28 protein-coding genes (1 of these 28 running past the window's edge) are annotated in these 24,940 nt (G+C 39.2%); 23 read left to right on the top strand and 5 right to left on the bottom strand.

What is annotated here, in order from left to right; all coding sequences use genetic code 11:
- Nucleotides 1-22: 22 nt before the first annotated feature.
- Together DYE54_RS03820 and DYE54_RS03815 are read right to left on the bottom strand one after the other, a co-directional pair.
- On the bottom strand, nt 23-913 hold the full coding sequence (locus tag DYE54_RS03820) for a LysR family transcriptional regulator (protein WP_115309991.1): 891 nt from the start codon (nt 911-913) through the stop codon (nt 23-25).
- Nucleotides 914-1,121: 208 nt separating this feature from the next.
- A complete protein-coding gene (locus DYE54_RS03815; protein WP_115309990.1) occupies nt 1,122-1,763 on the bottom strand; it encodes a YigZ family protein in 642 nt (213 codons plus the stop codon).
- 250 nt (nt 1,764-2,013) lie between these two features.
- On the opposite strand from DYE54_RS03815, the gene DYE54_RS03810 reads away from it, so the two are divergent.
- The 10 genes from DYE54_RS03810 to DYE54_RS03765 all read left to right on the top strand — a co-directional run bounded on the left by DYE54_RS03810 (nt 2,014) and on the right by DYE54_RS03765 (nt 10,015).
- Entirely contained in the window at nt 2,014-2,283 is a 270-nt protein-coding gene (locus tag DYE54_RS03810; RefSeq protein WP_115309989.1) for a metal-sensitive transcriptional regulator, read from the top strand.
- Nucleotides 2,284-2,428: 145 nt separating this feature from the next.
- Nucleotides 2,429-4,597 carry a heavy metal translocating P-type ATPase gene (locus DYE54_RS03805; protein ID WP_115311082.1) on the top strand — a complete coding sequence of 723 codons (2,169 nt, stop codon included), beginning with the start codon at nt 2,429-2,431 and terminating at the stop codon, nt 4,595-4,597.
- A 549-nt stretch (nt 4,598-5,146) separates the two neighbouring features.
- Nucleotides 5,147-5,497 carry a putative DNA-binding protein gene (locus DYE54_RS03800; protein WP_115309988.1) on the top strand — a complete coding sequence of 117 codons (351 nt, stop codon included), beginning with the start codon at nt 5,147-5,149 and terminating at the stop codon, nt 5,495-5,497.
- Between the two features lies 1 nt (nt 5,498).
- Nucleotides 5,499-6,857, top strand: a complete 1,359-nt coding sequence (gene ffh, locus DYE54_RS03795) for a signal recognition particle protein (protein ID WP_115309987.1) — start codon at nt 5,499-5,501, stop codon at nt 6,855-6,857.
- Between the two features lie 36 nt (nt 6,858-6,893).
- Nucleotides 6,894-7,157, top strand: a complete 264-nt coding sequence (rpsP, locus tag DYE54_RS03790) for a 30S ribosomal protein S16 (RefSeq protein WP_115309986.1) — start codon at nt 6,894-6,896, stop codon at nt 7,155-7,157.
- A gap of 21 nt (nt 7,158-7,178) precedes the next feature.
- Nucleotides 7,179-7,406, top strand: a complete 228-nt coding sequence (locus DYE54_RS03785) for a KH domain-containing protein (RefSeq protein WP_006556455.1) — start codon at nt 7,179-7,181, stop codon at nt 7,404-7,406.
- 13 nt (nt 7,407-7,419) lie between these two features.
- On the top strand, nt 7,420-7,827 hold the full coding sequence (locus DYE54_RS03780) for a YlqD family protein (RefSeq protein WP_115309985.1): 408 nt from the start codon (nt 7,420-7,422) through the stop codon (nt 7,825-7,827).
- The gene (gene rimM / locus DYE54_RS03775; RefSeq protein WP_115309984.1) at nt 7,827-8,324 is read left to right on the top strand and encodes a ribosome maturation factor RimM; all 498 of its coding nucleotides are present in this window, start codon (nt 7,827-7,829) and stop codon (nt 8,322-8,324) included. Before DYE54_RS03780 ends, rimM begins: the two co-directional genes overlap by 1 nt.
- A 101-nt stretch (nt 8,325-8,425) precedes the next feature.
- On the top strand, nt 8,426-9,187 hold the full coding sequence (gene trmD / locus DYE54_RS03770; RefSeq protein ID WP_115309983.1) for a tRNA (guanosine(37)-N1)-methyltransferase TrmD: 762 nt from the start codon (nt 8,426-8,428) through the stop codon (nt 9,185-9,187).
- Between the two features lie 102 nt (nt 9,188-9,289).
- Entirely contained in the window at nt 9,290-10,015 is a 726-nt protein-coding gene (locus DYE54_RS03765) for a gamma-glutamyl-gamma-aminobutyrate hydrolase family protein (protein WP_115309982.1), read from the top strand.
- Between the two features lie 105 nt (nt 10,016-10,120).
- Here the strand turns inward: DYE54_RS03765 and DYE54_RS03760 are convergent, their stop codons facing one another.
- The 3 genes from DYE54_RS03760 to DYE54_RS03750 are packed head-to-tail and all read right to left on the bottom strand — an operon-like array spanning nt 10,121 to nt 11,218.
- Nucleotides 10,121-10,324, bottom strand: coding sequence for a hypothetical protein (locus DYE54_RS03760; protein WP_115309981.1), 204 nt, complete (start codon nt 10,322-10,324; stop codon nt 10,121-10,123).
- Complete coding sequence (locus DYE54_RS03755; RefSeq protein ID WP_115309980.1) at nt 10,321-10,902, bottom strand: DUF1700 domain-containing protein; 582 nt, start codon at nt 10,900-10,902, stop codon at nt 10,321-10,323. The genes DYE54_RS03760 and DYE54_RS03755 overlap by 4 nt, the downstream gene beginning before the upstream one ends.
- Nucleotides 10,895-11,218, bottom strand: coding sequence for a PadR family transcriptional regulator (locus DYE54_RS03750; protein WP_115309979.1), 324 nt, complete (start codon nt 11,216-11,218; stop codon nt 10,895-10,897). Before DYE54_RS03750 ends, DYE54_RS03755 begins: the two co-directional genes overlap by 8 nt.
- A gap of 233 nt (nt 11,219-11,451) precedes the next feature.
- On the opposite strand from DYE54_RS03750, the gene ruvC reads away from it, so the two are divergent.
- From ruvC to pepT, 13 genes are all read left to right on the top strand, one after another.
- Nucleotides 11,452-11,952: a crossover junction endodeoxyribonuclease RuvC gene (gene ruvC, locus DYE54_RS03745; RefSeq protein WP_115309978.1), complete on the top strand. Its 501-nt coding sequence runs from the start codon at nt 11,452-11,454 to the stop codon at nt 11,950-11,952.
- A 48-nt stretch (nt 11,953-12,000) separates the two neighbouring features.
- Entirely contained in the window at nt 12,001-12,612 is a 612-nt protein-coding gene (gene ruvA, locus DYE54_RS03740; protein WP_115309977.1) for a Holliday junction branch migration protein RuvA, read from the top strand.
- Nucleotides 12,613-12,614: 2 nt separating this feature from the next.
- Nucleotides 12,615-13,661, top strand: coding sequence for a Holliday junction branch migration DNA helicase RuvB (ruvB, locus tag DYE54_RS03735; protein WP_115309976.1), 1,047 nt, complete (start codon nt 12,615-12,617; stop codon nt 13,659-13,661).
- Complete coding sequence (locus DYE54_RS03730; RefSeq protein WP_115309975.1) at nt 13,658-15,124, top strand: SpoIID/LytB domain-containing protein; 1,467 nt, start codon at nt 13,658-13,660, stop codon at nt 15,122-15,124. Before ruvB ends, DYE54_RS03730 begins: the two co-directional genes overlap by 4 nt.
- 31 nt (nt 15,125-15,155) lie before the next feature.
- Complete coding sequence (queA, locus tag DYE54_RS03725) at nt 15,156-16,178, top strand: tRNA preQ1(34) S-adenosylmethionine ribosyltransferase-isomerase QueA (protein ID WP_115309974.1); 1,023 nt, start codon at nt 15,156-15,158, stop codon at nt 16,176-16,178.
- Nucleotides 16,179-16,283: 105 nt separating this feature from the next.
- Nucleotides 16,284-17,393 carry a tRNA guanosine(34) transglycosylase Tgt gene (tgt, locus tag DYE54_RS03720; protein WP_115309973.1) on the top strand — a complete coding sequence of 370 codons (1,110 nt, stop codon included), beginning with the start codon at nt 16,284-16,286 and terminating at the stop codon, nt 17,391-17,393.
- 54 nt (nt 17,394-17,447) lie between these two features.
- The gene (gene yajC, locus DYE54_RS03715) at nt 17,448-17,729 is read left to right on the top strand and encodes a preprotein translocase subunit YajC (RefSeq protein WP_115309972.1); all 282 of its coding nucleotides are present in this window, start codon (nt 17,448-17,450) and stop codon (nt 17,727-17,729) included.
- A 1-nt stretch (nt 17,730) separates the two neighbouring features.
- Nucleotides 17,731-18,294, top strand: a complete 564-nt coding sequence (locus tag DYE54_RS03710) for a 5-formyltetrahydrofolate cyclo-ligase (RefSeq protein ID WP_245935685.1) — start codon at nt 17,731-17,733, stop codon at nt 18,292-18,294.
- A 39-nt stretch (nt 18,295-18,333) separates the two neighbouring features.
- A complete protein-coding gene (gene secD / locus DYE54_RS03705; RefSeq protein WP_115309971.1) occupies nt 18,334-19,590 on the top strand; it encodes a protein translocase subunit SecD in 1,257 nt (418 codons plus the stop codon).
- Nucleotides 19,590-20,492 carry a protein translocase subunit SecF gene (gene secF / locus DYE54_RS03700; protein ID WP_115309970.1) on the top strand — a complete coding sequence of 301 codons (903 nt, stop codon included), beginning with the start codon at nt 19,590-19,592 and terminating at the stop codon, nt 20,490-20,492. Before secD ends, secF begins: the two co-directional genes overlap by 1 nt.
- Nucleotides 20,493-20,598: 106 nt before the next feature.
- Complete coding sequence (locus DYE54_RS03695) at nt 20,599-21,795, top strand: MFS transporter (protein WP_115309969.1); 1,197 nt, start codon at nt 20,599-20,601, stop codon at nt 21,793-21,795.
- A 292-nt stretch (nt 21,796-22,087) separates the two neighbouring features.
- Complete coding sequence (locus tag DYE54_RS03690; protein WP_218564752.1) at nt 22,088-23,662, top strand: AbgT family transporter; 1,575 nt, start codon at nt 22,088-22,090, stop codon at nt 23,660-23,662.
- A gap of 11 nt (nt 23,663-23,673) precedes the next feature.
- Nucleotides 23,674-24,940, top strand: partial view of a peptidase T gene (gene pepT / locus DYE54_RS03685; protein WP_115309968.1) — the 5' portion only. Its footprint extends 5 nt past the window's final position; 1,267 of the gene's 1,272 nt are visible here — the first part of the coding sequence; it begins with the start codon at nt 23,674-23,676; the stop codon falls past the right edge of the window.

The following is a 24,940-nucleotide window of genomic DNA, read 5'->3' as shown; positions in this document are numbered from 1 at the left end:
TTCAATTTTTTAGATGTAAAAATTACATGATACCTTGATAAAATTCTAAGAATTGTTTGGCTACTAGGGATGGACTATGGCCTTTAATAGTAATAAAACTTTTATGAAAACCTGTAGCTAATTCTGGTAAGCGAATGCGTGTCATTTTACGTCCATGCACTTTCTCTTGTAAATCCATAGGGATGATAGCCACCGTACGGCCAAGTTGAGCCCATTCAATGGCTGAGCTTTTTGTCGTTGTTACAGAGATTACATTTAAGTTATTAAACAGACGACTGGCGCTTTGCATGAGCATTCGCACAGAACCACCAGATAAACTGAGGGGGCAACGTGCAATTTCATCCCAAGTGAGAGTTTCTTTTTCTTGGGTATTCCAAAATACATCATTACGGAAGACTGCATATAGTGATTCTGGTTGGGTAAAGAGAATGTCGAATCGGTTTGTATCGACCATTTGAGAGTTACATAAGCCGATTTCAGCACGGCCGTTTAATAGGGATTCGGTTACATCACTCATAAGCCCTTCGTAGACCTCATAATGCACGGATGGATATTTATGGGAAAAGTCTTGCAAATATTGTTGTATTAAGCCTGTTGAACGGGAGGCTGACGAACTAATTCGCAGTGTACCTTCAACTGTAGAATTTAAACGTTTCACATCCGCATAAGTGGCTTCTTCAATGGCACATAATTGTTGTGCTTTTTCATAGAATATACGACCTGCTTCAGTGAGACGAAAATTAGCCCCTCGTTGACCGCGTTTTATATGCAAGAGGGGCGTACCAAACTCGGCTTCTAAGTATTTGAGTTGTTTACTCAAAGCAGGTTGTGTGATGTGTAAAATATTAGCTGCTTGAGTCATATTGCCAGTTTGAACGAGAATAATAAAATTGTAATAGTATGATGTGTCCATGAGAATCCTCCCTGTCTATACAAGTAAGATTGTCATGACAATGTAGTGTGGGCGTACTACTTTATTATTTATTTACTATATTGTACTATGGGATGCGTTATTTGTCATTACCCCAGTAGGTATAAATGCGAATTGTAATACCTCTTAAGAGCTAACTTGTGAAGTACTTATTTAAATAAGTCAAATATGAACTGATTTATAAAAGACATTAATTAGATGTATCAGTATAGGGGAGGGCCACCAATTTTTCGTCTAAAAGAGTCCAGTTATGCTGGCCGCTAGTTAAATTGGCTAGCCTCGTTTCTAGTTGTGTTAAGCGTTTTGGTTCAACATATATAGTGATAGTGACGGTGTCGGTAAAATTAGTTTCATAGTAATAATTTTCATCCTGTAAATAACGTTCTACGGCACCATATAGGCCATAGTCGATGGTAATAGCAACGAGTTGTCGAGGTGCATGTAATGTTTTAGGTGCATTATGGATGACTTCGGCAGCACTATGGGAATAGGCTCTAATCAGTCCACCAGCGCCTAATTTGATACCACCAAAGTATCGTGTCACGACAATGAGGGTATTTGTAATTCCCGTCTTTTTTAGTACTTCTAGCATCGGTTTACCAGCTGTGCCTGAAGGTTCACCATTATCAGAAGAGCGTTGTTGTTCTTGGCGTGGTCCTAAGGCATAGGCAGTACAATTATGAGTAGCATCCCAAAATTCTTTAGTGATACGCGCTATAGCAGCTTGCGCTTCTACTTCAGTTGTGCAGGGAATGGCGGTAGCAATAAAACGCGATTTTTCTACAATATATTCGATGCGATGCTCTTCGCTGATAGTTATATAGGATTCCATGGATACCCCCTGTTAAAATATATGAGTATTCTATTGATAGAGTTTATCAATAGAAATTAGTGTATAGTTGGTAACAGCTATTGGCTACAGTCTTTCTCTGCGATATTAGATAGATAGTAGCTTTACTTTATGATACGTAATTTTTTAGAAATACACAATACCCCCTTGTTGACGTTCTTACTGAGAAGGTTTAACATAATAGATAGTTAAAATACTCCCTGGGGGTATTTGTTAAGAAAAGGAGTTACCTATGTTAAATGATATGGAAATAGATAAATTAAGTCGTCGTTTACGTCGAATTAAAGGGCAAGTAGAAGGTATTGAAAAGATGATTGATGATCATCGCTATTGTGTAGAAGTATTGCAACAAATTGGGGCCGTACGAGCTGCTTTATATCAGGTAGGGCTTATTATGTTAGAAAGTCATTCCCGTTCTTGTGTTGTAGAAGCTATAAAAAAAGGTAAAGAAGATGATGCTATTACAGAATTAATGGGTGTGTATAAATCGTTACATAAATAATTATGGCGATTATTGTTTATAAAATGGTAGTTATGTATTTAAACAATACAACAGATAATAAAATGAAACGAATTGGTATTACCTAGACTTATATAGGATTAGCGTTAGTAGTAAGTGTAAAATCGATGAGAAGGACGTGATTGTTGTGAGTAGTCGAAGTAATGAATTTGATATTACAGGGATGCATTGTGCGGCTTGTGTAGCTCGGGTTGAAAAAGTGGTGAGTCGTTTGGAGGGGGTAGCTGATGTAAAAGTTAATTTATTAACTCGTAAAGGTAGCGTAACGTATACTGATGATAGTACAGTAACCTCTGAAGATGTTGTTAATGCTATAACCGGGATTGGCTTTGGGGCGTCTTTAGCCGCTTCAGGACCTCATAAATTAGAAAAAGTAAATTATAAACCTCAATTATATCGCATGATTATAGCGGCTATTATGGCAGTACCTATGATGGCTAGTATGGTAGGTCATCATGCATTTGGTTGGCCTATGTTGCCTCATTGGGTAGAGTTAATCTTGGCTACCATTGCACAGTTTGGCCCTGGTCTTGTGTTCTATCAAGGGGCATGGGGCGCTATTAAAGGTGGTTCCTTGACGATGGATGTACTCGTAGCCTTGGGAACGACAGTAGCTTATGTATTTAGTATTTACAATATGTATATTGGCAGTCATGACATGTATTTTGAAACTTCGGCATGGTTGATTACCTTTATTTTACTCGGTAAAGTATTAGAAGAAGTAGCTAAGGGGCGGACGTCCGAAGCCCTTGAAAAACTTATGAATTTACAACCTAGTGTAGCGCATGTGCAACGAGATGGTCAGTGGGTTGATATTCCTACGGCTGAAGTCGTAGTCGGTGATGTACTGCAAGTGCGAGCTGGTGAAAAGATTCCTGTAGATGGTGTCATTTTAGAAGGACAATCGGCCGTTAATGAAGCTATGCTAACAGGTGAAAGTTTACCGGTAGAGAAAACGGTTGATAGCGAAGTGATTGGGGCCACGGTGAATGAAACTGGTATTTTTACCATGCGTGCTGAAAAAATTGGTTCAGATACGATGTTATCGCAAATTATTAAAGTCGTGGAAGCGGCTCAAACCTCTAAAGCATCTATTCAGCGAGTGGCTGATGTAGTGGCGGCCTATTTTGTGCCTACCGTTATTGGTCTTGCCATTCTGACCGCTTTAGTTTGGTACTTTGGTTTTGAGGCCACTTGGGGTGTAGCGCTTATGCATGGTACAGCCGTCCTTGTTATTGCTTGTCCGTGCGCCTTGGGGCTAGCAACACCAACATCAATCATGGTAGGTTCTGGGTTAGGGGCTGAACATGGTATTTTGATAAAAAGTGCGGAATTTTTAGAACGGGCCGGTAAGTTAAATGCTTTAGTCTTAGATAAAACGGGAACGTTAACTAAAGGTATTTTGACAGTAAGTAAGACGATTCAATTTAATGGTGAGGCTAAAGAGAATACAGGCATTATGACCGCCGTAGAAAATTGTACGACTCATCCTATAGCTAAGGCTATGGCCGCTTATGGATCTCAGGAATTAGGTAATGGTGTTTTACCGACAGTAGATAGTTTTAAAGAAGTACCAGGTCATGGGCTTGAAGCGGTTGTAGCTGGTCAAATGGTTCAATTAGGTCATAGTCGTTGGATGGACACATTGGGGTATATGAATGAAACTATAGCTCAGGCCGTACTTCAAGAAGAAGAACGAGGGGCGTCTGTCTCCTTATTAGCTGTAGATGGTGTAATTAGAGCTTTGTGGGCTGTTGAAGATGAACTTCGTCCGGAAGTGCCGGCTGTTATTAAAACATTACAACAGCGGGGCATCGAGGTATGGATGTTGACTGGGGATAACCGTCGTACAGCTCAATATATGGCTGATCAAGCCGGTATTTCTCATGTAATGGCAGAAGTATTACCGCAGGATAAGGCTGGCAAAATTGATGAACTTCGGAAGTCTGGCAAAGTTGTGGGTATGGTTGGTGATGGTATTAATGATGCGCCGGCGTTGACCTTAGCTGATATTGGGTTTGCTATTGGTAATGGTACAGACATTGCTGTGGAAGCAGCTGATATTGTATTAGTTCGCAATGATTTACAAACTTTGGTGCAAGCTGTTACCTTGAGTCGTAAGACCATGGGGAATATTCGCCAAAATTTATTCTGGGCTTTAATTTTTAACTGTATTGGTATTCCTTTAGCTGCCGTTGGTCTTTTGACACCTATCGTAGCTGGCACGGCTATGGCTTTTAGTTCGGTAGCGGTTGTAAGTAATTCCTTACGATTGAAGCGAGCTACTTTGCATTGAGTTATATATTGTTATAAAAACGAGTGAAAATTAAAAGGATTGTTATTGTTACTGTTACATTTATAAATAATTGATAAAAATATGATTATTTTATAAATCAAGTGTGATAGTTTTTACACGGTTCGTTATCAATATAACTTTGAGTTTTAGCAGAATGACTTCATTATTTCTAAAAGTAATAACTGATATAAATAACTGAAATTTCACAAAATAAATAACTCGGTATATACTAATTCTAGAGAACGAAACTAAGGGACTGAAGCGAGCAGATTCTTAGTAAGATTTTCTAGTCACCTTACTTAACGAGCGCTGCTAACTAAGTTACGTTAATAAGGCTGAACTTCAATATTCACTACCGAGAAAGAAAAGCACCACGGCGAAGCGAGCGTCGTGGTGTTTTTCTATTTTGAGAAGGTATTTATTAGCAAATTGGGGTTATAGGATAAAATTTAAGTAACTGTTAAGGAAAAACACTTGACACTAAGATATAACTCTGTTAGAATTACGTGTAAAGTTTTTTAGCTTGACACCGTGAAGGAGTGGTTTTACATGGAAGAACGAGTATTGATTAGCTTGCTATTAGACTTCTATGGCGCTCTATTAACGGAGCGTCAAAAACAATGTTTAGTGTTGCACCATGAGGATGATATGTCGTTAGGTGAGATTGCGGAACAATTAGGCGTTTCACGACAAGCCATTTATGATAATATCGAGCGAGCTAGACAGCTATTAGAAATGTATGAAAGTAAATTACACTTAGTCGCACAATATGAACAACGTGAATCCCTAGTGGCGGCTATGCGTAAGGAATTGGCTCATTTACAAAGTCGTATGAAGGATGCTGAGTTCCAGACTTCTACGAATACTTTATATCAATTAGTCGCACAGATGGAGGGATAAGATGGCTTTTGATAATTTAACACAAAAATTGGAAGAAGTCTTTAAGTCCTTAAAAGGCAAGGGGAAGATTAGCGAAGACGATTTAAAACAAGCCTTGCGTCAAGTGCGCTTAGCCTTAATTGAAGCAGATGTCAACTTAGGCGTTGTTAAAGATTTTATCAATCGTATTAAAGAAAAAGCCATTGGTGAAGAAGTATATGGATCTCTTAATCCGGTACAAACTGTTATTAAAATTGTTAAAGATGAATTAACAGAATTACTTGGTGGGGTACAAAGTGGTATTACTATTTCTTCTAAACCGCCAACAGTAATTATGCTGGTTGGTTTACAAGGGGCTGGTAAAACGACAACAGCTGGTAAATTAGCAGTGTATCTTCGTAAAAAGGGGAAACATCCTATGCTAGTAGCTGCTGACGTATATCGTCCAGCGGCGATTAAACAGTTGCAAGTTGTAGGCAAGCAAATTGATATCCCTGTATTTGCTAATGAAACGCCTGGTGCCAATCCTGTAGATATTGCTCGTGATGCAATTGCAGCTAGTACCTCTATGTTGAAAGATGTAGTGATTATCGATACGGCTGGTCGGTTGGCTATTGATGAGACTTTAATGACAGAGCTTGTTAATATTAAACAGTCGGTACGCCCACATGAAATCCTCTTAGTTGTGGATGCTATGATTGGTCAAGATGCTGTACAAACCGCCCAGACGTTTAATGAACGGTTAGGCATTGATGGCGTAGTTATGACTAAACTTGACGGCGATGCCAAAGGTGGTGCTGCTTTATCTATTAAATCAGTGACTGGTCGTCCTATCAAATTTATGGGGACTAGTGAAAAGATGGATGGTCTGGAAGAGTTCCGACCAGAAGGCATGGCTTCGCGTATCCTTGACTTAGGTGACTTAGGTGCTTTGATTGACCGTACTAAAGAATTGGTTAATGAAGAAGAAGCTAAGGAATTAGCCATTAAAATGCAACGCAATGAATTCACCTTAGATGACTTCCTCAAACAGATGAACCAAGTTCGTAAAATGGGAAAATTCCAAGATTTAATTGGTTTAATCCCTGGTATGGGTAAGATTAAAGATCAACTAAAAGATATTGATTTAGATAGTAAAGAAATTCGCCGTATTGAAGCGATTATCCAGTCGATGACGTCAAAAGAGAAAGCGAATCCTAAAATATTGAACGGGTCCCGCCGTAAGCGTATTGCTATGGGGTCTGGTACTCGGGTGCAAGATGTAAACCGCCTGATTAAGCAGTTTGAAGAAGCACAAAAAATGATGAAAAAGATGGGATCTATGCGTAAAGGTAAAAAAGGTATGCTACCAAAACTGCCAAACTTACCATTTATGGGTTGATCATAGAAGATATTCTAACAAGGAGGTGAAGTATAAATGTTAAAAATTCGTTTGACTCGTTTGGGTGCTAAAAAAGCTCCGTTCTATCGTATTGTTGTAGCCGACTCCCGCGCTCCTCGTGAGGGCCGTCCAGTAGATACGATTGGTCAGTACGATGCAACTAAGTCCCCAGCTATTATCAATATTGATGAAGAAAAAGCATTGACTTGGTTGGGTAATGGTGCACAGCCAACTGACACTGTTCGCTCCCTTTTCAAACAGCACGGTGTTATGCAGAAATTTGCTGACGCTAAGAAGTAATTCATAGAGAGGCATACTGTGATGAAAGAATTAATTACATTAATTGCGAAGTCATTGGTTAAGCAGCCTGAAGCCGTTTCTGTTACCGTGACCGTAAAAGGCGATGTGGAAGTTTATGAAGTCCACGTTGCACCGGAAGACATGGGTAAGGTTATTGGAAAGCAGGGCAGAATTGCTAAAGCAATCCGAGCTGTCGCAAAAGCAGCAGCTATTAAAGAAAACAAAAAGATATCCGTTGATATTGTCTAAAGGGTGAGAAAACATGGAAGAAATGACGGTACGCGTCCCAGTGACGATTAAGTCAAAAGTTACAGAAGGGCTCAAAGCTAAGCTTGTTGCCGATCTTCAGCAGCGTTTAGAGCTAGTTGAGCAAGACTTACAGCAAATTGAGTTTCAAGCAAAACGCTTATTAAGCGAACAGGCTAAACTTGATGCACAAGGCCTTATTCAATTACGCCAGCAGATTGAAGAAGAAAAGCAAAAACGTTTAAACTTTAAGGCGGAAGTAGCAGCCAAATTAAAGGATGCGGAAAAGCTTGAACTTGGTTCTGAGATTGCTCAGGGCACTATGGAACAGACCATTACGGTTAAAATCGGGGATGACCTTGATTCCTTAATGGGTTCTGAAATCTTGCTTGAAGATGGCAAGATTGTAGCATTTCGCCAGTAATGGATAGAAATGAACTAATTACCATAGGTATTATCGTTGCCCCGCACGGTGTGCGGGGTGATCTTCGTATAATGCCTCAAACCGATTTTCCTGATCGGTTTTTAACGATGGATGTTTGCTACATTGATGGTAAAGAATACCACATTACATCTGCTCGTTTTCATAAACAATTTATTTTAGCTACCTTTAAAGAAGTACCTGATCGTAATACGGCTGAATTGATGGCTCGTAAAGAGATTCAAGTCCGGCGTGATGATTTAGTAGAGCTTCCAGAAGGTCGTTATTATATCTTTGATATTATTGGCCTTACCGTGGAGGATACAAAGGGGAATGTGCTTGGCACAGTGTCTGATGTATTACAACCAGGAGCAAATGATGTGTATGTGGTAACACAAGAGGGGCAACCTGATTTGTTGTTGCCGGTACTGGATCATGTGATTTTAGACATTAATATTGAAGCAGGCAAAATTATTGCAGATCCACCAGAATGGATTTAAGAAGCAGCTAAGACTTAGGTATTAATGCTTAGATAGGCGCCCATAGAGAGTATGGCTATAGTATGGTGTTTATAAAGCATTGGAAAGGATAATGTGAGACTATGAAAATTGACATTATTTCTTTATTCCCTGAGTTCTTTGCTGCTTTTTTTGATCATTCTATTATTAAACGAGCTGTAGCGGCTAATCGATTGACTATGGCTGTGACCAATCCTCGAGATTTTGCTCATAATAAACATAATCAAGTGGACGATACACCCTATGGTGGTGGGGCTGGTATGCTTATGATGGCGCCACCCATTTTTGAAGCTGTGGAGCATGTATTAGGGGTTAAACCAGAACTACCGGCTACAGAGCTTCGCAAACGGGTGATTTTTTTAGGGCCTACGGGTGAAACGTTTAATCAAGCTAAGGCGCGTGAATTAGCAACATATGATCAACTTGTTTTAATTTGCGGACATTATGAAGGTGTTGATTATCGCGTTGAGGAACATCTTGTTGATGAAACAATTTCTATTGGTGATTTTGTGCTTACAGGTGGAGAATTGCCAGCTATGATTGTGGCAGATGCAGTGGCACGTATGATTCCCGGTATTTTAGGTGCCGCCTCAGGGGCTATGGAAGACTCTTTTTATCGTCCTATTTTAGAAGGTCCACAATATACAAAGCCACCAGTGTATCGAGATTGGTCAGTACCTGATGTATTGCGTAGTGGACATCACCAAAATATAGCAAATTGGCGACTGCAACAGGCATTATTACGTACTTTAAAGCTTCGCCCTGATTTATTAGATAGAGAATTAACGGGCGAAGAAGAACGAGCCATTAAAGAATTAAAAAAACAAGGTCTATGGAATCCATAAGCAGATGGAGACGGTGGCCTTGTTTTTTTTTAGCTACTTTGTTGTATAATGATAGTAATGAAATGATTTTAAATCCTCGTGTGTATAAAAAAGGTGATTATTATGAAACCACGTATTGCTATTACTGCTGATACTTATATGGAGGCTACTTCACGGACTAATTTGCAACGAGCTCCCTTTGTGTCTCGCGAATTAGTAGAGGTTATTGCTAAATTAGGTTGCATTCCTTTTATTTTACCAGATGTAACGAATGCGATCGGGGAAGAGTATTTAGATTTATATGATGGCTTAATCATTCATGGAGGTCCTGATGTGGACCCTCATTTATTTGGCGAAGAACCAATTCGTCAAATTGGTATGATCAATTATAAGCGTGATTTGTTTGAGCGAGAGTTGATATTAGCCGCTGCTAAAGTGAAAAAGCCAGTGCTGGGTATATGTAAAGGAGCACAGATGATTAATGTTGCTTTGGGTGGCACATTGTATCAGGACCTTGACTCTCAATGTGAAGATGTATATATTAAGCATTCACAAGAGGCACCGGGGGGTTATCCTACACATACGGTAAATGTTGCTAAAGATAGTTTTTTGCATTCTGTATTAGGTTTAACAGCGTTAGTTAATTCCCGTCATCATCAAGCCATCCGTGATGTGCCAGCTGGATTTATGATTACGGCTACAAGTCCTGATGGCGTGGTAGAAGGTATTGAAAATAAAGAGGCTTCTATTGTAGGTGTTCAGTGGCACCCGGAAAATATGTGGCAAGAACATGAGGAAATGTATGCTTTATTTGAGGCATTTGTGGCTAAGGTAAAGGATAGAATGTAGTGTGTTATAGATAAACATACTAGTTAGACTGTTCAGAATTTACATATTTCAAAATTTACATATGTATATAATAAAAGCGGCTCCTACAGGGGCCGCTTTGTTGTGTTAGTGTCTATTATGTTGTATTTGAGGTACTAGTTTTTCATCATTAGAGATGTGATTATCTCTAACTTTCTCTTTATGCATAGTAGGGCGTACTTCTGTTTGATACCAATGGTTAAGATTTGATAAATCGTTGACTACTAATGAGGTTAGCCCGATACCGAAGCAGAAAATAGTAAGTAAAACGGTAATTAAAATTCGTTTCATCCGAGAACCTCCTTCGCTTTTTGCGTTTTATAGTGTTTAAAACATTCTTGACCGATAAAAAGACAAGTAAGGCCAGCACCGATACCTGTTAGGCAAAAGGCACCTACCGTAACAAGTGAGACGGCTGGTAATGGCGCTACATCAGCTAATGGTTGCCATTGGATGCTTAATAGATACGTTATGATTAACGTTATAAACCAGCATAGAGCCGCTAACGCATAAGCTAAAGTACCACTGGTAAGGAAAACGGCTTTAGAAGCTTCTTGCCAATAATGAGGAAGTTGAGGTTTCATCGTTGTATGAAATTCTTCTTGGGCTTTATCAAACATATCTTTTAGGTCTTCTTTTAAATCACCTTTTAAGAGCCCCTTCTTTTCAGTTATGATACCTTCTGATAGATAGGCTTCATAAATTTGCTTAGGTTCACCAAGGGCGCGAATAATGTCTTCGTCTGTTAAGTTTTGTTCATAGCCGCTACGAAAGTGCTCTTCGTAGTCGCTAATAATCTCTTGCAGGTCTTCCGCCTTGGCTTGACGAAAGTAATAGCGTAATAAATCTAAATATTGTTCTTTAGTCATGCTGTTCCACTCCTTCTAAAAAACGATTGACTGCACTGGAGAAGTCTTGCCATTCTAATAACATTTCACGGTAGTTTACTTTGCCAGTGGCAGTAATTCGATAATATTTTCGTGGTGGTCCACTGATGGATTCTTCCCAATAGGTTTCAACTAGGGTATCTTTTTGTAAACGTTTCAAAAGGGGATAGATGGATCCTTCTGACATTTCTACATAGTCTGAAATAGTGTCAACAATTTCATACCCATAGTGGTTTTTTTGAGTTAATAGGCCTAATACTAATAGTTCTATAACTCCTTTCTTAAGTTGTGTTTTCATGGCAACTCCTTTACATCACTATTTTGTATTGACAACTATATAATAACACAAGGTATAAAACAATACAAGGTACTGAATATTAAAATGTTTATGAAGTTATAAATGCAAAATAGTTAGCGTTAATAGTTATTAGCGTTATATGTGATTATATTTAGTCGTCTTTCTGTTTGGTCTAAGGCTTAAGAAATGCTATAATATAATGATAGTATTAGATATAGTAAAGGAGTTTTAGCGTGCGTATTATAGGTATAGATCCGGGAACTGCTATATGCGGATATGGCATAATTGATGTAGAAGGAAGCCGGTTAAAAACGGTAGCATATGGCGCTATTACAACGACGCCACAAGATACTGATGCAATGCGCCTTGAAATATTATTTAATGATTTGAGTGATGTTTTAGAAGAGTATCGACCAGATAAATTCGGCATTGAAAAATTATTTTTTAACCGAAATGTGACGACTGCTATTACAGTGGCTCAGGCTCGCGGTGTTATTCTATTAGCGGCGAATCAACAACGAATACCTATTTATGAGTATACTCCTTTACAAGTAAAGCAAGCTGTTGTGGGCTATGGGAAAGCAACAAAAGAGCAAGTCATCTATATGACTATGAATATGTTGGGAATTCGTGAAAAGATTAAGCCTGATGATACGGCGGATGCATTGGCTATTGCCATTTGTACGGCGCATAGTTCTCATAATGAAGATTTACGGCGACGCATTCAAATATGATATATGTTTGTGTTATATAGGATTTAATAGATAGTAGGAGGCCTATCCATGATTGGATTTGTGCGAGGTATAGTGAGTCATATTTTTGCTGGCTCTTGTTTTGTTGATGTGCATGGTGTAGGGTATCGACTTTATATTTCTGGGAGTACACGTGATAGTTTAGTGGAAGGAACGGAAGTTCTTTTATATACACATATGAGTGTGCGTGAAGATGCTATTCAGCTCTATGGATTTGCATCACAAGATGAATATGATTTGTTTATGCTGTTGATTTCGGTATCCGGTATTGGTCCCAAGGTGGGTTTAGGGATTTTATCGGGGCTTTCGGTAGATGGCATTAAAGTCGCTATTATGAATGGTGAATTGGGAACACTTACAAAATTACCTGGAATTGGCAAAAAATCGGCAGAACGATTAGTTCTTGAATTAAAAGATAAAATTGGGAAATTTACAACGGCGCCTAGTAATGCTACTGTGGCAACTAGCGTTTCACCGGCCATTACTCGTTTAGGGGTAGCTGGTGAGGTGGCAGAAGCACTGCTTTCATTAGGCTATAAAGAGTCTGAATTTACTGAGGTGCTAACACAATTGGATGATGGGCAACAAGAGGTAGCTACCTTGTTACGTCAAGTATTATCTGAATTGGGAAAAGGTAGGTAACCATGAAAGAAGAAATACGAGTAGCTGATAATGAAATGCGTATTGTAGGTAAGGAAGAGCAATTGGGCGATTCCTGGCAATTCAGTTTGCGTCCGCGATATTTAAAAGAATATATTGGTCAAACGGATGCAAAAAATAATTTAAAAGTTTATATACAAGCTGCTAAAGAGCGGCAAGAAGCCTTAGATCATGTATTGCTGTATGGACCGCCAGGCCTTGGCAAAACGACCTTAGCAGGTATCATTGCTAATGAGATGGGGGTTAATTTCCGCATTACGTCAGGCCCTGCCATTGAGCGACCTGGTGATTTAGCGGCTTTGCTTACGAATCTACAAGCCCATGATGTATTATTTATCGATGAAATTCACCGCTTATCGCGCAGTGTAGAGGAAGTGCTGTATTCAGCGATGGAAGATTATTCTTTAGATATTATTGTTGGCAAAGGGCCGAGTGCACGATCTGTTCGCATTGATTTGCCGCCATTTACTTTGGTAGGGGCCACAACTAAGGCAGGTGCTTTGTCAGGGCCATTACGTGATCGTTTTGGCATTATTAGTCATTTAGAATACTATAAGCAAGAAGAGTTGGAATTTATTGTAAAGCGGGCCGCCGATGTATTAAATACTACTATTACTGAAACAGGGGCCTCTGAAATTGCACGACGTTCTCGAGGAACCCCGCGTATCGCTAATCGTCTTCTGAAGCGGGTGCGCGATGTAGCTCAAGTATTAGGGAATGGTGTTATTACCGATGTTATTGCGGATGATGCATTAGAGCGGTTAGATATTGATCAAATTGGCTTAGACCGAATTGATAGACGAGTTTTACTGGCCATTATTGATAAATTCCAAGGTGGCCCAGTAGGAATTGATACCATTGCGGCTTCGATTAGCGAAGAGCGAGATACGATTGAAGATGTGTATGAACCGTATTTAATGCAGCTCGGTTTTTTAGTGCGTACAAGTCGAGGTCGTATGGCAACACAATTAGCTTATGATCATTTAGGCATTGTAAATCCTAATGCAAGCGTTAATAAGGAGGGCGTATGATAAGTAAACATTGGCGAGGCGTAGTGGCGACGACATTACTTACCTCCGTCCTTATGTATGGTGCGGTAGCTGATGCGGCTATGATTACGGTGACAAAAGAAGGTAATTCTAGTACGACTTCAACAGCTACAATGGCTACAGCGACTACGACTAAAACTACGGCTGTAATACATTCGGGTAAGTCACAGACAATTACAAAAAATACGGCAACAACTCCAAAAACTCCAACAATTACAAAAACTTCAAAAGTTTCAAAAGTTTCAAAAGTACCTGCTTTTTCAGAAGGTGTAGAGGCACAAATTCCTGATATTCGAGTGTTACTTGGAACTCGGAATAGTTCATGGGTAGCAGCGGGTAGTGGCAAGATGGCTGTATATGCATTAAATAAATCAGCCTTACCTAAGGTTACCGCTGGTGATGCCGTAGTGGTAGCGGTGAAGAATCATAAAATTACTGTTAATGGTAAAGCGGTAGATGGTGGTGTGTATATTAAATCGTGGCAAGGCAATACCCCAGGTACTGTAACTGTGGATAGTAAACCGTATCGAGGCGCTATAAAAGTCGTACCTACTTCTTCGGGGGCGATGATGCTTATTAATGAAGTGGATTTAGAAGAATACTTATATGGTGTAGTGCCTGCTGAAGTTGTACCTAGTTGGCCACAAGAAGCCTTAAAAGCACAAGCGGTAGCTGCGCGTACGTATGCTTTGTATAATAGGCAACGAAGTACTAATAAAGCCTATGATGTGCAACCAAATACCAATCATCAGGTGTATAATGGACAAGCGGCTGAGTTTGTTAGCACTAGTAAGGCTGTAGATGCGACTAAAGGTATGGTAATAAAATACAAAGGGCAATTAATAGAAGCCTTTTTCCATGCTGATGGTGGTGGTTATACTGAAAATAGTGAAAATGTATGGGGCAGTGTAGTACCTTATTTGCGTGGTGTTAAGGACTATGCACAACATGGTGATAGTTCCGCTTGGACGGTGAAGTTAACTCGTTCCGCTATGGAGCAAAAATTGAAAGCCGCAGGTAAGGATATGGGCACGTTAAAAGAGATTAAAATAAGTACATTACGGAAACGACCTATGCAACAAGCTGATCGTGGTGTGTCAGGGCGTGTGTTAACGGCTCAGTTTATTGGGTCTAAGAAATCCTTTACTTTGAGTGGCGATACAATTATGAAAATCTTTGGTCTTAAATCGACTTTATTTGATTTTTATGTAAATGTTAAAGCACCGGCTACAGCAGATAGTTTTAAAAAGCCTAAAGCGTACCATACATTTAAGAAAGCAAGTGATACGGTAAGCATCCGTGGGTATGGCTGGGGGCATGGTTTAGGCCTATCTCAGTGGGGCGCAGCGGCAATGGCGGCTAAGGCGCCAGCCAAAGCTAACGATTACTATAAACAAATTTTGAAACATTATTATACAGGCGTTTCAGTAGAAAAAGAATATTAAAAGCATATTAAGAGTGGAAAGAAGGTTTACCATGCAGGTAACAGATTTTGATTATGAATTACCGGAAGAGTTGATAGCACAACATCCCGTAGAACCACGTGATACGTCACGTTTGATGACATTGGATAAAGTGACGGGAGCTCTTAGTCATAAAGAACATTTTTATGATATTTTAGATGAATTGACTGATAATGATGTTCTTGTATTTAATGATACTAAAGTCATTCCAGCTCGCCTGTATGGCCATCGCAAGGGTAGCGGTGGTAAGGTAGAGGTGTTATTATTGACACCTTGTGGTGATAATAAGTGGGAATGCTTGGTAAAGCCTGGTAAAAAATGTCCCGTTGGTCAAGAGTTGGTTTTTGATGATCGTTTGACGGGGCTTGTAGTTGATAAAACGAGTTTTGGTGGACGTATTATTCAGTTTGAGGCACAAGGTGTTTTTGATGATATTATTCAAGAAATTGGTGAAATGCCTTTACCTCCATATATTCATGAAAAGTTAGCAGATAAAGACCGCTATCAGACGGTCTATGCTCGTGAAAAAGGATCGGCGGCAGCGCCTACAGCGGGTTTACATTTTACGCCTGAGTTATTAGAACGTATTAAGGCCAAAGGCGTAACCTTAGCTTTTGTAACACTTCATGTGGGGTTAGGTACTTTCCGACCTGTGTCAGTTGATACTATTGAAGATCATGAAATGCATAGTGAATATTATGTTGTAACTGCTGAAACGGCAAAGACTATCAATGAGGCTCGACAAGCTGGTAAGCGGATTATTGCGGTAGGGACAACGTCAGTGCGTACTTTAGAATCGGCTACTAAAAATGGAGTATTACAAGCTGGACATGATTGGACTCAAATTTTTATTTACCCTGGTTATGAATATAAAATGGTAGATGCACTGATTACCAATTTCCATTTACCGCAATCCACATTATTGATGCTCATCAGTGCATTAGCTGGCCGTGAACATTGTCTAAAAGCCTATGAAGAAGCTGTTAAGGAACGGTATCGCTTCTTTAGCTTTGGTGATGCCATGTTTATACGATAAGGAATGGGTTTGTTAGATGAGAAACATCTAGGTATGCATGGTAAATTGTGTTATAATAATTACTTGATAGGTTACAATTAGCTATAGTTAGATAGGAGGATACGCTTGGTTATTACCTATGAATTACAAAAAGAATGTCCTCATACAGGTGCTCGTGCAGGACTTCTACATACACCTCATGGCACGTTTAAGACTCCTATGTTTATGCCTGTAGGCACACAAGCTACGGTTAAGACTATGTCGCCAGAGGAATTAAAAGAGATGGGTGCTCAAATTATATTGAGTAATACATATCATCTGTTTTTACGGCCTGGACCAGAGCTAGTTGAAGAAGCCGGGGGGTTACATCGTTTCATGAATTGGGGTGGTGGTATCTTAACGGACAGTGGTGGTTTTCAAGTCTTTAGTCTTGGTGATTTACGTAAAATTACTGAAGAAGGTGTAGCATTCCGGTCTCATATTGATGGGTCTAAGAAATTTTTATCACCTGAAATTGCTACCAGAGTACAGGAGCAATTGGGCGCCGATATTGCTATGGCCTTCGATGAATGTATTCCATATCCTGCTGATTATGCATATGCTGATCGCTCTACGGCGCGGACGACGCGCTGGGCAGAACGTTGTCGTAAGGCACATACATCGCCAACTCAAGGTATGTTTGGTATTGTGCAAGGTGGCATGTATAAAGATCTTCGGACACGAAGTGCTAAAGAGTTAGTGGCTATGGATTTTGATGGATATAGTATTGGTGGTTTATCAGTGGGTGAACCGCATGATATCATGTATGATATTTTAGAACATACGACGCCATTATTGCCTACGAATAAGGCTCGCTATTTAATGGGAGTAGGGACTCCTGATTGTTTAGTTGAAGGTGTTGCCCGAGGTGTGGATATGTTTGATTGTGTATTTCCAACTCGTGTAGCACGAAATGGTATGGCTATGACTCATAATGGTCGCGTAACAATTAAGAATGCTACGTATGCTCATGATTGGGGCCCTATTGAAGAAGGGTGTCAATGTTATGCCTGTCGTAATTATTCTCGTGCCTACATTCGTCATTTATATAAAGCGGAAGAAATTTTGGCATTCCGTTTAGTTTCATATCATAATTTGTATTTCTTATTGCATTTCATGCGTCAAATGCGTGCTGCTATTTTAGAAGATCGATTCCCAGCATTCCGTGATGAATTCTGGGCGGCCTATAAAAAGTAAGGGGCTTACGACGTTGAATGAGATAGATGTGTTGGTTTATGGAGGTGACTCAAAGTGGCAGATTTAGAACAATTATTTCAAGCTGGTTGGCCGATTTTGTTAATGGTAGTAATTTTTTATTTCCTTTTATATCGTCCACAGAAAAAGCAACAAAAAGCTCGTAATGAACTTTTAAATAGCTTGAAAAAAGGTCAAAAAATTGTAACAATTGGTGGTATTTACGGTACTATTAATTCTTTGACTGATGAAGTAATTATGCTTCAAATTGCGGAAAAAGTCGAAATTAAATTGGCTCGTTCCAGTGTAGCTCATGTGCTTGGCAAAGATGACAAATAATATGGATAAGCAAACGATGCGCCTTGCTTTTAAAGCAAGGCGCCAAGCCATGTCTGAGGCAGAATGTAAGGAACGTGCAAAGTCTCTTTGTGAACGGATTATGTCTAGTGAAGTGTATCAAAACGCACAGACTATAATGGCCTATTTGGCGATGCCGAAAGAGGCTAATCTAGATAGTCTGATTGAGCAAGCCTTAGCAGCTGGTAAAAAAGTATATGTACCAGTATGTATTAGTAAAACGGAAATGGTAGCAGCTGAACTAATAAGTTTAGATGCTGTTTCAGTAGGTGTTTTACGGATTCGTATACCACAAGAACCTTATAATTGCATTGCACCAACAGACTTAGATTTAATTCTTGTGCCCGGCGTCGCCTTTGATATAGCCGGTGGCCGCATGGGGATGGGAGCTGGTTATTATGATCGATTTCTAGCGGAGGTAGCTACTGAACGTTGTGTGGGTGTTGCTTGGGACATACAAGTTGTGTCGGAATCAATTCCCATGGATGTTCACGATAAGCGATTAGGTGCTTTAATTACGGATGCACGAAGTTTACAATTTTTTTAGTCGTTGTTGACCCTAAGTGGATTAAGGAGGGGGCATATTTTGAACGGTAAGGCGCTTGCAAAATTTCTTGCGGCCATTGCCATTATTGTGGCTGCGTTTATCTATTTCATTGGGCCATTAGCTCAATCGATAAAACAAGGCCTTGATTTACAAGGTGGTACGCATATTGTTCTTGAAGCAGAAGATGCAGGGGAGAACAAAGTAACAGATGATGCGGTAGAGAGAGCTCGTCAAATTCTTGAACGCCGTATTAACGAAATGGGCCTAGCTGAACCATTGATTCAGCGTGAAGGCAAAAAACGTATTATTATTGAATTACCAGGTGTTAAAGATCCAGATCAAGCGATTAAAACGATTGGTAAAACAGCCGTTATGGAATTTAAAGATGAAAACGGTGTTGTTCATTTAACTGGTAATGATTTAAAAGATGCAAAAGAGCAAATTGGTCAGAACAAACAGTTTATGGTTGGCATTGAGTTTACTGACGCAGGGGCCAAGAAATTTGGTGATTTAACGACCATGAATGTAGGTCGTCACATTGGTATTTATCTCGATGGGGAACAATTAACAAATCCTGTTGTTAATGAACCTATTACTGGTGGTAAAGCTGTTATTACTGGTAGCCAAACATTAGATGATGCTAAAAACTTAGCTATCTTACTTCGTTCAGGGGCCTTGCCAGTTAAGGTTAATGTCTTAGAAGTTCGTACAGTAGGACCGACATTAGGTCAAGACTCTAAAGATAAGTCTGTTACCGCCTTTGCCGTAGGTATTGGTTTAATTGTTGCTTTTATGCTTGTGTTGTATCGTGTATCTGGCTTTGTGGCAACGATGGCACTTTTAATTTATGTGTTAGCGTTGTTAGCAGTATTACATTTCTTAGATGCTACTTTAACACTGCCTGGTATTGCTGGTATCATCCTCTCTATGGGGGTTGCCGTTGATGCGAATATCCTTATCTTTGAACGTTTTAAAGAAGAAGTTCAAGTTGGTAAAACATTACGCATGTCTATGGAGTCAGGGTTCCGGCGTGCTTTTGCAACGATTGTGGATGCGAACGTATCCGTTATGATTACGGCGGCTATCTTATTTGTTCTTGGGTCTGGCCCTGTGCGTGGTTTTGCCGTTACGTTAGGGCTAGGGGTATTAATCAGTATGATTACGGCCGTATTTGTAAGTCGTTATTTACTCCGTATGCTCATAGAATGTAATTTAACGAATCATCCATTCTGGTATGGTGCTAATGTATCACCAACAGCTACTATGGAGTTATATAAGAAAGGAGGCAAAAAATAATGCGTTTTGACGTTATTAAACATCATCGCTGGTGGTTTATTTTGTCTTCAATCTTGGTTATTGCTAGTTTAGCCTCTATTTTTGTAAAAGGGTTTAACTGGGGCATTGATTATACAGGCGGTACGATTGTAGAAGTTCGCTTTGAACAACCTGTTCAAGTATCTCAAGTTCGTGAGGATTTAAAACAATTTGGCCTTGAAAATGCAATTATTCAGTTGTCTGGTGAAAGTTCTGCCACTGAAGGTGATGATGTTATCATTCGTACGCGTAACCTTGATTCTAATGAAAGTGCAGCAATCGTTGATAGCTTAAATAAAAATATCGGTCCTAACGAAGTAAAACGTGTAGAATCGGTAGGGGCTGTGATTGGTTCTGAAGTAACAGAACATGCGCTAATTAACTTAGCTATTGCCTTTTTGGTGTTGGCTGCGTATATTTCCTTCCGCTTTGAGTATCGGATTGCCTTTTCTTCGTTGGCGGCTATTTTCCATGACCTTATTATGGTGTTGGGGGTATTCTCTTTCTTCCAATTAGAAATTGATGCTTCTTTCTTGGCGGCTATTTTAACCGTAATTGGTTATTCTATGAATGAATCGGTAGTTATTTTTGACCGTATCCGTGAAAATACACACACACATAAACGGTCTGATACATTTGCTGATTTAGCGAATGCAAGTATTGCACAGAGTATTCACCGTAGTTGTTATACGTTATCTACGGTATTATTTGCTTGTTGTTCCTTATACTTCTTTGGTGGTGATACAACGAAGAACTTTGCCCTTTGTATGATTGTAGGTTTCGTAAGTGGGGCTTATTCTTCCATTTGTGTAGCTACGTCTATCTGGGCTATTTGGAAAAGTCGCAATAAAAAAGATATTCGTAATGCAGCCAAAGCTCATTAATTTTTGCATTGATGATGTTGGTTTGTCTATAATTTAAGTTTTGCAGATAAAAACACAGTGGTCTACGGACTACTGTGTTTTACCATTTTAGAAAGGAGAGAGTGGAATGGAAGAGACAGAACAAGCTATAGCTAAGGACAAAATTTGGTCTGCTGAATTTTTAGGTTGTGGCTTAAGTAGCTGTTTATTTTATATGAGTCAGTATATATTAATTGCTGGGTTGCCATTAATTATTACCGCTGTCTATGGGGGAACCGCTTTTCAGGCAGGTTTAGCTATGACGTATTTTCAGATAGGGACGATTTTATGCCGTCCGTTTGCTGGCGAAATTATTGACGGGTTTGATAAACGAAACATACTTTTTTTAACTACAGGTATTTTTTTATTAATCATGATTGCTTTTAATTTTACAACGTCTATGGATTTAATCTTTCTATTACGGTTGTTGCATGGCATGATATTTGCTATCGGTACTACGGCTGTAGCGGCTGTGGCTGTATTGGTATTACCTAAACATCGTAAAGGGGAAGGGATTGGCTATTTTTCGGTATTTGTTAATGTAGCCATGGTTATTGGCCCTTTCTTAGGATTAACTATATTAGATATGTGGGGGACTGAGGCTTTTTTTATGTTCCTCAGTGTTTGTGCTTTTTTAGGTTTTTATGCGGCCAATCGTAAACGACTTGATGAAACGTTGGCCTTACCACGTTTGGCAAAACATCGTCCGTGGAACTTTGACCGTTTTTTTGAACGACATACCTTGCCTTGGGCCATTATTGGTGTTTTCATTAGTTTTAGTTACTCGGGAGTCCTCGTATTTGTTCCCATTATGATGACTGAAATGGGTGAAGGCACTATGGCGAGTCTCTTCTTTGTATTATTTGCTATTATCATTGTTGTAACGCGGCCGTGGGTTGGTAGAGCTTTTGATCAGCTGGGAGCTAATAGTTTAATTTACCCTGGTTTTATATTATATTTTATTGGCATTATAATTTTAAGTTTAGCAAGTTCCCCTTGGTGGGTTATTGCGTCAGCACCTATTATTGGTTTAGGCTATGGGGCTGTTAGTCCGGCCTTTCAGACCTTGGGTGTGCAGGCGGCTTCAGCTGAACGAGCAGGGGCTGCTAATGCGACTTATTTCTTATCTCTCGATATTGGTGTTGGTCTGGGTTCAGCTATTTTAAGTTTAGTGATTGGCTGGGTAGGCTTTGCTATGATGTATCAAATTAATGCTTGTATTGCACTAGCAGGACTTTTTATTTATCATTTCTATGTTAAACAATTTTATAAGAAGGCTATTTAGTGGAGATAAGCTATATAGCATAAATTTGGTTATGAATAGCCTATTATAGAGTTATTTATGCGCTCCGTGAAGGGAATATCCTTTTGCGGAGTTTTTTGTATACAATATATATTATATACAAATGTTTACTGTCATTTGACATTCTATAGCAGGATTGTTAGTATGGTGTTAATACGAATAGATAGGCTAAATCCTATAAAGGAGGTGTGTCTTTAAGGCTTGTCAGGATAATCTATGTATTTTTGAAGCATACAAAAAAGGGATTTACTGATTAGGTGAAAGGGGTGTTTGTATGGCAATGCAACCATCTAATCAACCTAACCTAAAAGATGTGCAGCCTGTGGGCGGTTTTTTAGGCTGGTTGGAACGAATGGGAAACAAGATTCCAGATATTACAATGTTATTTATAGGTGCTTTTGTTATTACATGTGTAGTTTCGGCTATTTTCTCAACCATGCATTTTGGCTATATTCATCCAACTACGGGGAAGGAAATTATGGTAACCAATATGTTATCAGCTCAGTCGCTGGTTACCTTAATGACGAAAATGGTGGGAAATTTTGCTGGATTTCCACCACTGAGTATGGTTATAGTAGCCACATTAGGGATTGGTATTGCTCAGGGTTCTGGCTATATAAATACAGGATTAAAAAAGATATTAGTCATTACACCTAAGTTCTTGTTAACACCAATTGTTATCGTAGTAGGGATGTTGAGTCATTTAGCACCTGATAGTGGTTATATGATTATTATTCCTATTGCTGCGTATTTGTTTTATGCTTCAGGAAAGCATCCGCTAGCTGGGGTAGCAGCTTCGTTTGCAGGGATTGCTGGGGCTTTTGCAGCTAACTATACACCGTCAGCGATTGATCCGGTGATTCAAGGGTTTACACAGATGGCGGCTCAATTAATTGACCCATCGTATGAAGTAAATGTATTATGTAATTACTTTTTTTCTGTTGTGGCAACCATACCTGTTATTTTTGTTTGTTGGTGGGTTACTGAAAAGATTACTGAGCCTTGGTGTCGTAAGGCATGTCCACTAGACGCTGATTTAGATGTATCAGAAGAGGCAATGAAACCCATAACGGCTAAAGAAAATAGGGCATTTTATATTTCCTCTTTAGTACTTGTATTAATGGTGGCGGGATTAGTGCTTGCTTTAATGCCTGCCGATTCATTGCTTCGTGATCCCGATGGTAATATTGCCAGTTTTAAAGCACCGATTATGCAGTCAATTGTAGCTGTTATCTTTTTGTTAAGTGCTATTCCCGGTATCGTTTATGGGATTATTAGTGGTAATTTTAAAAACTCTAAAGATTTCACTAAATCTATGGAAGAAATTACTCATACACTAGTACAATTGATCGTGTTTTATTTCTTTGCTGCTCAGTTTATGTATGCATTTGGCGCTTCTAATTTAGGGGCTTTAATTGCTATTGCAGGGGCTGAATTTTTAAAATCGCTTGCACTACCACCACAAGTTACGATTTTTGGTATCATTGTGTTCGTAGGTTTACTTAATTTATTAATTACATCAGCTTCGGCTAAGTGGTCTATTTTAGCGCCAATCTTTGTTCCTATGTTGATGTCAGTGGGCATTGCACCAGAATTAACACAAGCGGCCTTTCGTATTAGTGACTCGGCTGTTAACGTATGTACGCCAATGTTTGCTTTTTATCCACTCATTATTATTTATTGTCAGAAATATTATAAAAAAACTGGTGTTGGTACATTGAGTAGTTTAATGTTGCCACATACAATCGCATTATTAATTGCATTGACGATTGTATTATATATTTTCTGGTGGCTAAATATTCCGCTTGGTTTCCAAGCTGATTATGTATATCCACGTCAAATGTTCTAAGGAGGTTTTTCATGTTGTTGAAACGGGAAGAATTGATAGAACGGTTTTTAAAATATGTACAGATACCATCTCAGAGTCAACCTAATGGAGGTATTGTGGTTCCTAGTACTGAAAGTCAATGGGACATGATTCACCTTTTGCGTGAAGAGTGTGAAACGATAGGCTTAGTTGATTTACATGTTAGTGATAAGGCAGTACTTACAGGACGTTTACCAGCTCATTTACCTAGTGACTTTGTAGGAACCGTGCCGGCTGTAGGTTTTTGTGCGCATGTGGATACAGTCGATGTAAGTTTATCACCGAAGGTACATCCACAAGTGATTCGAAACTATGATGGGGGCGACATTGTACTAAATACAGTAGAAACGATTGTGATGAAACGAGATGAGCATCCAGAGTTGGCTCCTTATGAAGGGCAAGATATTATTGTTTCCGATGGTACGAGCGTATTAGGAGCTGATAATAAATCGGCGATTGCTAATATTATGACGGCACTACATACTTTAATAGAGGATACTTCGCGGTACCATGGAGATATTTATGTAGCCTTCGTGCCTGACGAAGAATGCGGATTATTTGGCTCGAAGAATATGGAGTATGAACGATTTCCTGTAGACTTTGCGTATACGATTGATTCTTGTGAATTAGGTGAAGTTGTGTATGAAACGTTTAATGCTGGTAGCGGCAAGGTAACGATTCATGGGGTAAGTGCGCACCCAATGAGCGCGAAAGGTGTCCTGCTTAATCCTACATTAGTAGCCGTTGATTTTATCAATATGTTTAATCGTGAGGAAACACCGGAGTGTACAGAAGGTAAAGAAGGATATATATGGTGCCAAGGTATACAATCTAATCAATCAACGGCGATTGTGTCATTAAATATTAGAGATCATGATAAAGTAAAATATGAAGCTAAGAAGGTGTTGATTGAAGATAATGTAAAAGAATTACAGACCCAGTATCCACGAGCTACAATTACCTGTGAATTAAGTGATACTTATGGGAATATAGCTGATGCCATAACTGAAGAAAATAAGAAAGCTATTGATTATGTGTATGAGGCGATGAATCGTTTAAAGATTACGCCAAAAACAATTGCTATGCGTGGCGGTACCGATGGATCCTTTATTTCCACAAAAGGAATACTTACACCAAACTATTTTACAGGAGCATTAAACTTTCACTCTAAATATGAATTTTTGCCAATTGACTCATTTTATAAATCTTTTGAAATGACTTTGACATTGATTCAGCTTATCTATGAAAAATCTATCAGAG

The organism is Veillonella criceti (assembly GCF_900460315.1).
GTDB classification, from domain to species: domain Bacteria; phylum Bacillota; class Negativicutes; order Veillonellales; family Veillonellaceae; genus Veillonella_A; species Veillonella_A criceti.
This window is presented reverse-complemented; position numbering and strand designations above follow the sequence as displayed.

Excerpts from the sequence above, each read along its gene's own strand:
- DYE54_RS03820 (WP_115309991.1), bottom strand. The coding sequence starts at position 913 with ATGGACACATCATACTATTACAATTTTATTATTCTCGTTCAAACTGGC.
- DYE54_RS03815 (WP_115309990.1), bottom strand. The coding sequence starts at position 1,763 with ATGGAATCCTATATAACTATCAGCGAAGAGCATCGCATCGAATATATT.
- DYE54_RS03810 (WP_115309989.1), top strand. The coding sequence starts at position 2,014 with ATGTTAAATGATATGGAAATAGATAAATTAAGTCGTCGTTTACGTCGA.
- DYE54_RS03800 (WP_115309988.1), top strand. The coding sequence starts at position 5,147 with ATGGAAGAACGAGTATTGATTAGCTTGCTATTAGACTTCTATGGCGCT.
- ffh (WP_115309987.1), top strand. The coding sequence starts at position 5,499 with ATGGCTTTTGATAATTTAACACAAAAATTGGAAGAAGTCTTTAAGTCC.
- rpsP (WP_115309986.1), top strand. The coding sequence starts at position 6,894 with ATGTTAAAAATTCGTTTGACTCGTTTGGGTGCTAAAAAAGCTCCGTTC.
- DYE54_RS03785 (WP_006556455.1), top strand. The coding sequence starts at position 7,179 with ATGAAAGAATTAATTACATTAATTGCGAAGTCATTGGTTAAGCAGCCT.
- DYE54_RS03780 (WP_115309985.1), top strand. The coding sequence starts at position 7,420 with ATGGAAGAAATGACGGTACGCGTCCCAGTGACGATTAAGTCAAAAGTT.
- rimM (WP_115309984.1), top strand. The coding sequence starts at position 7,827 with ATGGATAGAAATGAACTAATTACCATAGGTATTATCGTTGCCCCGCAC.
- trmD (WP_115309983.1), top strand. The coding sequence starts at position 8,426 with ATGAAAATTGACATTATTTCTTTATTCCCTGAGTTCTTTGCTGCTTTT.
- DYE54_RS03765 (WP_115309982.1), top strand. The coding sequence starts at position 9,290 with ATGAAACCACGTATTGCTATTACTGCTGATACTTATATGGAGGCTACT.
- DYE54_RS03760 (WP_115309981.1), bottom strand. The coding sequence starts at position 10,324 with ATGAAACGAATTTTAATTACCGTTTTACTTACTATTTTCTGCTTCGGT.
- DYE54_RS03755 (WP_115309980.1), bottom strand. The coding sequence starts at position 10,902 with ATGACTAAAGAACAATATTTAGATTTATTACGCTATTACTTTCGTCAA.
- DYE54_RS03750 (WP_115309979.1), bottom strand. The coding sequence starts at position 11,218 with ATGAAAACACAACTTAAGAAAGGAGTTATAGAACTATTAGTATTAGGC.
- ruvA (WP_115309977.1), top strand. The coding sequence starts at position 12,001 with ATGATTGGATTTGTGCGAGGTATAGTGAGTCATATTTTTGCTGGCTCT.
- ruvB (WP_115309976.1), top strand. The coding sequence starts at position 12,615 with ATGAAAGAAGAAATACGAGTAGCTGATAATGAAATGCGTATTGTAGGT.
- DYE54_RS03730 (WP_115309975.1), top strand. The coding sequence starts at position 13,658 with ATGATAAGTAAACATTGGCGAGGCGTAGTGGCGACGACATTACTTACC.
- queA (WP_115309974.1), top strand. The coding sequence starts at position 15,156 with ATGCAGGTAACAGATTTTGATTATGAATTACCGGAAGAGTTGATAGCA.
- DYE54_RS03710 (WP_245935685.1), top strand. The coding sequence starts at position 17,731 with ATGGATAAGCAAACGATGCGCCTTGCTTTTAAAGCAAGGCGCCAAGCC.
- secF (WP_115309970.1), top strand. The coding sequence starts at position 19,590 with ATGCGTTTTGACGTTATTAAACATCATCGCTGGTGGTTTATTTTGTCT.
- DYE54_RS03695 (WP_115309969.1), top strand. The coding sequence starts at position 20,599 with ATGGAAGAGACAGAACAAGCTATAGCTAAGGACAAAATTTGGTCTGCT.
- DYE54_RS03690 (WP_218564752.1), top strand. The coding sequence starts at position 22,088 with ATGGCAATGCAACCATCTAATCAACCTAACCTAAAAGATGTGCAGCCT.